The organism is Brevundimonas sp. EAKA (genome assembly GCF_000698025.1).
Taxonomy (GTDB): Bacteria; Pseudomonadota; Alphaproteobacteria; order Caulobacterales; family Caulobacteraceae; genus Brevundimonas; species Brevundimonas mediterranea_A.
This window is the reverse complement of the sequence record NZ_JMQR01000132.1, coordinates 1-7,981: the sequence shown is the minus strand read 5'-3', so window position 1 is coordinate 7,981 and position 7,981 is coordinate 1. Positions and strand designations below refer to the sequence as shown.

Genomic DNA, 7,981 nt, shown 5'->3' with positions numbered 1-7,981 from the left:
ACGCCCGCCGACCCGGCCCTGCTGGCGCGACTGCACGCCCAGGCCTTCGCCGCGCCGTGGAGCGAGGCCGAGTTTGCGGACCTTCTGGGCCAGGCCGGGGTCTTCGCCGTGGTCGAACCCGACGGTTTCATCCTGGTTCGGGTCGTGCTGGACGAGGCCGAAATCCTGACCCTGGCGGTCCGGCCCGAGGCGCGCCGGGCCGGTCTGGGCGGGCGTCTGACAGGGCGGGGGGCGGTGGCCGCCGCCCAGGCCGGAGCCTCGCGTCTGTTTCTGGAGGTGGCCGAAGACAATGTCGCCGCCCGCGCCCTGTACGACCGAGCCGGCTTTCGGCCCCTCGGCCGTCGCAAGGCCTATTACGCCGCGCCGGACGGGGGGAGGACCGACGCCCTGGTCCTGAGTCTGGACCTCGCGGCAGATCCTGAAAAGCCGGCGCTTCCCTGAAACGGTCCGACGTCCTATTCTAGGGTCATGGACCGGATCGAAAAACTCTGCGCCGACCGCGGCATGCGTATGACCGAACAGCGTCGGGTGATCGCCCGGGTGCTGTCCTCGGCGGAAGATCACCCGGATGTGGAGGAGCTGTATCGCCGCGCCTCCTCGATCGATCCGCACATCTCGATCGCCACCGTCTATCGCACCGTGCGCCTGTTCGAAGAGGCGGGCGTGGTCGAGAAGCACGACTTCGGGGACGGACGCAGCCGCTATGAGGAGGCGGGCGACGACCACCATGACCACCTGATCGACACCAAGACAGGCGAGGTGATCGAGTTCTTCGACGCCGAGATCGAGAAGCTGAAGACCGAGATCGCCGACCGGCTGGGCTTCGAACTGATCGGTCACAAGCTGGAACTGTACGGCGTGCCGATCGAGGGCGCTGAACCGTCCAAGCGCGAGGGGCTGATCTTCAAACGCCATGCCGCCCGCGTAAACCCCGCCGATCTGCCCGCAGACGTGGATGCGGGCTGAGCCTCGGTCTTGTCGTCGCCTGTCCGGGCGATCATAAGCCCGGCATGACCGAAATCCGGGTTCAAGAAGCCGAAGCGATGCTGGAGGCGCCGTCAAAGCGCCTGTTCATCAAGACCTACGGCTGTCAGATGAACGTCTATGATTCAGAGCGCATGGCCGACGTCCTGCGCCCTCTGGGCTATGCCGTCACCGACGATGTCCGGGCCGCCGATTTCGTCATCCTGAACACCTGCCACATCCGCGAGAAGGCGGCGGAGAAGATCTATTCCGAGCTGGGCAAGCTGCGCGAACTTCGCGACATCAAGCGCGAGACCGGCGGCGACCTGACCATTGCGGTCGCCGGCTGTGTGGCCCAGGCCGAGGGCGAAGAGATCATGAAGCGCCAGCCGGCGGTCGACATCGTCGTCGGCCCCCAGGCCTATCACCAGCTGCCCGAACTTCTGACCCGCACGGCGCGGGCGCGGGGCGAGCGGATCGGCGCCGACTTCGCCCCGGACGACAAGTTCGACGCCCTGCCGGCCGCGCGTCTGACCGAAGGCCCGACCGCCTTCCTGACGGTGCAGGAGGGCTGCGACAAGTTCTGCACCTTCTGCGTCGTGCCCTATACGCGCGGCGCCGAATGGTCGCGGCCCCTGGCCTCTGTGCTGGAGGAGGCGCGGGCCCTGGCCGGCCGCGGCGTGCGCGAAGTCACCCTGCTGGGTCAGAACGTCAACGCCTATGACGGCGAACGGCCCGATGGCCGCAAGTCCAGCCTGGTCGAACTGGCCTACGCCCTGGCCGAGATCCCCGGCCTTGACCGGATCCGCTATACGACCAGCCATCCCAACGACATGTCGGACGACCTGATCGCGGCCCACGGCGATCTGGACGCCCTGATGCCCTATCTGCACCTGCCGGTTCAGGCGGGCTCCGACCGGATTCTGCGGCTGATGAACCGGAAACACGGGCGTCAGACCTATTTCGACCTGATCGACCGTATCCGCGCCGCGCGACCCGACATCGCCATGGCCGGCGACTTCATCGTCGGCTTCCCCGGCGAGACGGACCGCGAGTTCGAGGACACGCTGGATCTGGTGCGGCGGGTGAACTACGCCTCGGCCTTCGCTTTCATGTATTCGCCCCGCCCCGGCACACCGGCCGCCGGCATGGGCAAACAGGTCGAGCCGGAGGTCGCCAAGGATCGGCTGCACCGTCTGATCGAACTGCTGACCGAACAGCAGATCGCCTTCAACGCCGCGCAGGCGGGCCGGACCCTGAATGTGCTGTTTGATCGCAAGGGCCGTCACGGCAGCCGTCGTCAAGCGGTCGGACGATCCCCATATCTTCAGTCGGTTCACGTCGATGACGCGGATCATCTGATCGGCCGGATCGTTCCGGTCGAAATCATCGCCGGCCAGCACAACAGCCTGACCGGTCGGCTTGTCGCCCCGGAAGCGGCGGCCCCAGCAGAAAAGGCCGCTTGATGGCGCGAGAATCCGAGTTCGTCCCCCTGAACGACGCCGAACTGCGCGCCGTCATCGGGCCGAACAGTCGTCACGTCGCCCTGATCGAGGACGCCTTCAAGGTGCTGGTCGAGGCGCCGGGCGGCGGGGTCTCCGTCAACGGCGGCACCCGCGACCGCTCGGACGCCCGCCAGGTGATTGAGGATCTGGCCAAGCGCGCGGCCCTGGGCGCGGAGGTCACCGAGGCCGATGTGCGCGCGGCCCTGGGCCAGGCGCGGGGCGGCAAGGGCACGCCGGGCATGGCGGCGGCGGGGGTGTCGCTTCCGGGCGGCAAGCGCGGCGCCATCGTGCCCAAGACCAAGGCCCAGGCCGCCTATCTGGACATGCTGGGCCGGTGCGAACTCAGTTTCGGTGTCGGCCCGGCCGGCACCGGCAAGACCTTCCTGGCCGCCGCCTATGGCGCCTCCCTGTTGCGGCGCGGCCAGGTGGATCGGCTGGTCATCACCCGGCCGGCGGTCGAGGCGGGCGAGAAACTGGGCTTCCTGCCCGGCGACCTGAACGAGAAGGTCGATCCCTATCTGGCCCCGATCTGGGAGGCCCTGAACGACATCCTCGGCGCCGAAGACGTGCAGCGCCGCCGCGACAAGGGCGAGATCGAGGCCGCGCCCATCGCCTTCATGCGCGGCCGCACTCTCAGCCACGCCTTCGTCATCGTCGATGAGGCGCAGAACACCTCGCGCCTGCAGATGAAGATGGTCCTGACCCGCCTGGGCGAGGGGGCGCGGATGGTGGTGACGGGCGACCCGTCGCAGATCGACCTGCTGAACCCGCGCGATTCCGGTCTGGCCCACGCCCTGCGCATTCTCGACGGGGTCAAGGGCGTCGGCATCCTGAAGTTCGAGGCCTCGGACGTGGTTCGTCACGCCATGGTCGAGCGGATCGTGCGCGCCTATGACGCCGACGCCGCAAAAGGGCGTCCAGCTCCGGACCTCGAAGACCCCGCATGATCGAGATCGAAGTCGAGGCCGAGGCCTGGACCGGCGCCCTGCCGGAAACCGAGGCGGTGGTGACGAAGGCGGCCGAGGCCGCGCTTGGCGCCGTCGCGGGCGATGTGGTCGTACTTCTGACCGACGACGAGGCGGTGCGGGAACTGAACGCCCGGTTCCGGGACAAGGACCGGCCGACCAATGTCCTGTCCTTCCCCGCGCCCGAAAGCGCCGCCCCGCACCTGGGCGACATCGTCCTGGCCTACGGCGTCTGTGCATCCGAAGCCCAGGCCCAGGGCAAGACCCTGTCGGACCATCTGAGCCATCTGGTCGTCCACGGCGTCCTGCATCTTCTGGGGCGTGACCACGAGGACGATGCGGAGGCCGAGGAAATGGAGGCCGAGGAGCGCGAGATCCTGGCCGAACTGGGCGTCTCCGACCCTTATGCCGCCGATTCCACTGACTCTGGGCAGGACGCCTGATCATGTTTCCCGACGTCGCCCTGGACCGGTTCGCCGCCCGTATCCGCGCCCTGCCCGAGCGGCGGCGCGCCCTGACCTGGCGGTTGATCCGCATCGGCCTGGCCCTGGTGGCCGGTGCGGGAACAGCCCTGGCCCATCCGCCGTTCGGCCTGCTGTTCGGCCTGTTGGGCTATCCGCTGCTGATGATCCTGTCCGAGCGGTCGGACACGACGCGCGGCGCCTTCTGGATGGGCTGGCTGGCGGGCTTCGCCTATTTCTTCATCGGCTGCTGGTGGGTGGCCGAGGCCTTTTTCGTCAATCCGGAACAGGCCTGGATGGCGCCCTTCGCCGCCAGCCTGCTGCCCGCCGGGATCGGCCTGTTCTGGGGGGCCGCCTGCGCCCTTTATCGCCGCTTCGCCCCCATCGGGGTGGTCCGGGTCCTGCTGTTCGCCGCCCTGTTCTGCGCCGCCGAATGGCTGCGCGGCCATGTGCTGACCGGTTTTCCTTGGAATCCGGCCGGTGCGACCTGGCGGGCAGGGGGCGGCATGTCGCAGTTCGCCTCGGTCGTCGGTGTCTATGGACTGAGCCTCGTTACGGTTGCGGCCACCGCCGCCCTGGCCCCTCTGGTCGGCCCCGGCGCGCCGCGCAGCCGTCTGATCTCGGCAGGACTGGGCGTCCTGGCCCTGGTTTCGGTGGGCGTCTTCGGCGCCGTGCGGCTGGCGCAGGCCGATCTGCAGTTCACCGACACCCTGGTCCGCCTAGTCCAGGCCGATGTGAAACAGGAGACGAAATGGTCGCCCGAGGCCTATCGCTCCATCGTGGATCGCTATGTCGCCTTGACCGGCCAGCCCGGAGCCCGGGTTCCGGATGTGGTGGTCTGGCCCGAGGGCGCCCTGCCGGCTTCGGCCAACGAGGTTTTCGCCTCGACAGATGCGACGGCCATCGCCGGCGCCCTGCGGCCGGGTCAGACCCTGTTGATGGGGCTGGCGCGCGGCGAGGCGGATCTGACGGCGCCGGGAGGCGGCCGCTACTACAACAGTCTGTTCGCCCTGGCCGATGAAGGCGGGCCCGGTCTTCGGATCGCCGCCGTCTATGACAAGCACCGGCTGGTCCCGTTCGGCGAATATCTGCCGCTGGGTTCGGTTATGACCGCCATCGGTCTGCGCAGCCTGGTGCATATGCCCAGTGATTTCACCGCCGGGCCGACCCCGGCGCCGATCCAGATTCCAGGCGCGCCGCCCGCTCAAATCCTGATCTGCTACGAAAGCCTCTATCCCGGCTTCACCCCCGGCGCGGCGGGTCGGCCGGACTGGATCGTCAACGCCTCCAACGACGCCTGGTTCGGGGCGACCTCGGGTCCCCGCCAGCATCTGAACCTGGCCAGCTATCGCGCCATCGAAACCGGACTGCCCATCGCCCGGGCCACGCCGACGGGAATTTCGGCCATGATCGACCCCTGGGGCCGGATTGTGGACGGGCAGCGTCTGGACCCCGGCGTCATGGGGGTGATCGACGCCCCCCTGCCGCGCCCGACCGGCGTCACCCCCTATGGACGACTGGGCGACTGGCCTTTCCTGGCGGCCCTGCTGGCCGCCGCGCTCGCCGGCTTGTGGCCGCTGATTCTAAGAACTAGGGTTCCTCGAATCGGTCAGTGATTTGAGTGGGCGGGGACGGCATGGCGCGTGAGAAGCTCGAGGAGCCGCATCCCGTTGATCGCCACGTCGGCCGCCGCGTTCAGGAAAAACGCCTTGATCTGGGACTGACCCAGACCGCCCTGGCCCGCGCGGTCGGCGTCAGCTTCCAGCAGGTTCAGAAGTACGAGAAGGGCGCCAACCGCGTCTCGGCCTCGAAGCTGTTCGAGATGGCCGAGTTCATGAAGGTGGACATCCCCTTCTTCTTCCAGGGTTTCCACGACGCCCAGCCGGGCGTGGGGGAAGAAGAGGCGCCCGGCTTCGACCACGAGCACAAGCCGACGAAACACAGTGTCGAGATCGCCCGCCTGGCCCCGCGCCTGCCGGCCCGGAACCAGAAGCTGATCCTGGACATGATGCGCGAAATGCTGGGCGAGGGCGCCGACAAGCCGGGCTGAGCCCGATCAGCCGACGGCTGTGATCTCTACCGACTGTCCCGCCACCACGGCCTCGTCCCCGATCCGCTTGCCCAGCAGGGCGCGGGCCAGCGGCGAGACATGGCTGACCGAGCCCTTGGCCGGATCCGCCTCGTCCTCGCCGACGATCCGCCAGGTCTGGGTCCGGCCGTCCTCGCGTTCGATGGAGACTGAACCGCCGAAGCGCACTCCGCCGTCGTCTGCGGTGGGCTCCTGCAGTTGGGCGGAGGCGCGGCGGGCGGACCAGTAGCGCAGGTCCCGCGTCGCGCGCGCCATGGCGGTGCGGTCGCTTTCGATCGAGCCCTTCACCTGGGCGGCGGTATAGGCGGCGCGGGCGGCGGCCAGTTCGGCTTCGATCAGGGCCAGGCCTTCGGGCGTGACCAGATTGGGGTGGGGTGAGATCGGCCGGTCCGCCAGGTCGGCGGCGGTGGCTTCCAGATCTTCTTCTCGGGTGAATGCAACGCTCATGGTTCGGAACATAGCGACGCCGGTCCCTATAGCCAGCGTCGCCGCGAGCGGGCAAAGCGGGGGATGACCCAATCCAAACGTGAAGTCCATGTCATCGGCGCCGGCCCCGCAGGACTGATGGCGGCTGAACGCCTCGCCCAGGCGGGTCTGAGCGTCGTGGTTCACGAGCGGATGCCGTCCGTCGCGCGCAAATTCTTGATGGCCGGTCGCGGCGGACTGAATCTGACCCATTCGGAGCCGCTGGATCGGTTCCTGACCCGCTATGGCTCGGCCCAGGCGCCGGTCGCGCGCTGGATCGACGCCTTCACGCCCGCCGACCTCACCGCCTGGGTCGAGGGCTTGGGCCAGCCGACCTTCATCGGGTCCAGCGGGCGGGTGTTTCCCCGCGCAATGAAGACCTCGCCCCTGCTGCGGGCCTGGTTGGCGCGACTGGGTGATCTGGGCGTCGAGATCCGCATCCGGTCGCGTTGGGTCGGCTGGCGCGACGGGGCCCTGGCGTTCGAGACGCCGGACGGAGAGCGGCTGGAACGGCCGGACGCCGTGGTCCTGGCCCTGGGCGGCGCCAGCTGGCCGCGCCTGGGTTCGGACGGCGCGTGGAAGCCCTGGCTTGAGGCCGGCGGGGTCGCCGTCGCGCCCTTCCGCCCCGCCAATGTCGGCTTCGATTTCGCCTGGTCCTCCCTGTTCCGCGACCGGTTCGCCGGTCAGCCGCTGAAGGGCGTCGCTGTGACGCATGGGAGCAGGACAGCGCGCGGCGAGGCCATGATCGCCCGCTACGGCCTCGAAGGCGGCGCTGTCTACGCCCTGTCGGCCGCGCTGCGGGCGTCAATAGAGGCGGACGGGCGGGCGGATGTCCACATCGATCTGAAGCCGGACGTCGCGGTCGGAAAACTGACCGACCGGCTGTCGAAACCCCGGGGCAAGGCCAGCCTGTCCAACCATCTGCGCAAGGTGGTGGGGCTTGAGCCGGTCGCCGTCGCCCTGCTGTATGAAGCCGGCCCTCTGCCGGTTTCCCCCCGAGCCCTGGCCGAACGGATCAAGGCCATGCCCCTGACCTTGACCGGCGTACAGGGTTTGGAGCGCGCGATTTCTTCCGCCGGCGGGGTGGCGCTGGACGGGGTGGACGAACGGCTGATGCTGGTCGCGCGACCGGGCGTTTTCGTCGCCGGCGAGATGCTGGACTGGGAGGCCCCGACCGGCGGCTATCTGCTCCAGGCCAGCTTCGCCTCGGGTGCCCAGGCGGCGCGCGGCCTGATCGACTGGCTCGACAGCCGGGGCTGAGAGGGGCAGGGTCGAGGGCTCGCCGTTAGGAGTTCCCGATACGCCACGCCCTGCCCGCCGTTTCCGCCCTCGCCCTGATGGTGGCCTGTTCCTCGGCCCAGGCCGGTGACGCCGCCGCGCCCGACATCGACGCCGCCCGGATGAACGAGGCGGGGCGGGGGCCGGCCCCCGGCGAAGTCGAAGGGCGCGCCCCCCCCTCCCCCGGCGAGGAAAAGAACGGCGCCCGGCCCGGCGGACAAATCCCCCCCGCCCGCCCCGCGGGCGGCGGGCCCG

General features: G+C 69.3%; 9 protein-coding genes and 1 pseudogene. 9 read left to right on the top strand and 1 reads right to left on the bottom strand.

Going from position 1 to position 7,981, the window contains the following annotated elements; genetic code table 11:
- The 7 genes from ER13_RS14530 to ER13_RS14500 form a co-directional block, all read left to right on the top strand.
- The coding region (locus ER13_RS14530; protein WP_231492562.1) for a GNAT family N-acetyltransferase at positions 1–441 on the top strand (441 nt) is incomplete at its 5' end.
- A 27-nt stretch (positions 442–468) separates the two neighbouring features.
- Entirely contained in the window at positions 469–966 is a 498-nt protein-coding gene (locus tag ER13_RS14525; protein WP_008259871.1) for a Fur family transcriptional regulator, read from the top strand.
- 77 nt (positions 967–1,043) lie between these two features.
- A complete protein-coding gene (gene miaB / locus ER13_RS14520; protein WP_035310360.1) occupies positions 1,044–2,429 on the top strand; it encodes a tRNA (N6-isopentenyl adenosine(37)-C2)-methylthiotransferase MiaB in 1,386 nt (461 codons plus the stop codon).
- Positions 2,429–3,415 (top strand): PhoH family protein, encoded by a 987-nt coding sequence (locus tag ER13_RS14515; RefSeq protein ID WP_035310351.1) that lies wholly within the window; start codon positions 2,429–2,431, stop codon positions 3,413–3,415. The genes miaB and ER13_RS14515 overlap by 1 nt, the downstream gene beginning before the upstream one ends.
- Positions 3,412–3,876: an rRNA maturation RNase YbeY gene (gene ybeY, locus ER13_RS14510; RefSeq protein WP_035310348.1), complete on the top strand. Its 465-nt coding sequence runs from the start codon at positions 3,412–3,414 to the stop codon at positions 3,874–3,876. Before ER13_RS14515 ends, ybeY begins: the two co-directional genes overlap by 4 nt.
- Positions 3,877–3,878: 2 nt before the next feature.
- Positions 3,879–5,510: an apolipoprotein N-acyltransferase gene (gene lnt, locus ER13_RS14505; protein WP_052005138.1), complete on the top strand. Its 1,632-nt coding sequence runs from the start codon at positions 3,879–3,881 to the stop codon at positions 5,508–5,510.
- Between the two features lie 20 nt (positions 5,511–5,530).
- Positions 5,531–5,944 (top strand): helix-turn-helix domain-containing protein, encoded by a 414-nt coding sequence (locus tag ER13_RS14500; protein ID WP_035310355.1) that lies wholly within the window; start codon positions 5,531–5,533, stop codon positions 5,942–5,944.
- A 6-nt stretch (positions 5,945–5,950) separates the two neighbouring features.
- Here ER13_RS14500 and greA read toward each other — a convergent pair whose 3' ends face one another.
- Positions 5,951–6,430 (bottom strand): transcription elongation factor GreA, encoded by a 480-nt coding sequence (gene greA / locus ER13_RS14495; protein ID WP_035310353.1) that lies wholly within the window; start codon positions 6,428–6,430, stop codon positions 5,951–5,953.
- 63 nt (positions 6,431–6,493) lie between these two features.
- On the opposite strand from greA, the gene ER13_RS14490 reads away from it, so the two are divergent.
- Positions 6,494–7,708 carry a TIGR03862 family flavoprotein gene (locus ER13_RS14490; RefSeq protein ID WP_035310346.1) on the top strand — a complete coding sequence of 405 codons (1,215 nt, stop codon included), beginning with the start codon at positions 6,494–6,496 and terminating at the stop codon, positions 7,706–7,708.
- Between the two features lie 77 nt (positions 7,709–7,785).
- A pseudogene (locus ER13_RS19070) lies at positions 7,786–7,981 on the top strand (peptidase M20); the annotation flags it as partial.

Bases quoted from the DNA above. Each gene is read 5' to 3' on its own strand.
- miaB (WP_035310360.1), top strand. From the start codon at position 1,044: ATGCTGGAGGCGCCGTCAAAGCGCCTGTTCATCAAGACCTACGGCTGT.
- ER13_RS14500 (WP_035310355.1), top strand. From the start codon at position 5,531: ATGGCGCGTGAGAAGCTCGAGGAGCCGCATCCCGTTGATCGCCACGTC.
- ER13_RS14515 (WP_035310351.1), top strand. From the start codon at position 2,429: ATGGCGCGAGAATCCGAGTTCGTCCCCCTGAACGACGCCGAACTGCGC.
- ybeY (WP_035310348.1), top strand. From the start codon at position 3,412: ATGATCGAGATCGAAGTCGAGGCCGAGGCCTGGACCGGCGCCCTGCCG.
- ER13_RS14490 (WP_035310346.1), top strand. From the start codon at position 6,494: ATGACCCAATCCAAACGTGAAGTCCATGTCATCGGCGCCGGCCCCGCA.
- greA (WP_035310353.1), bottom strand. From the start codon at position 6,430: ATGAGCGTTGCATTCACCCGAGAAGAAGATCTGGAAGCCACCGCCGCC.
- ER13_RS14525 (WP_008259871.1), top strand. From the start codon at position 469: ATGGACCGGATCGAAAAACTCTGCGCCGACCGCGGCATGCGTATGACC.
- lnt (WP_052005138.1), top strand. From the start codon at position 3,879: ATGTTTCCCGACGTCGCCCTGGACCGGTTCGCCGCCCGTATCCGCGCC.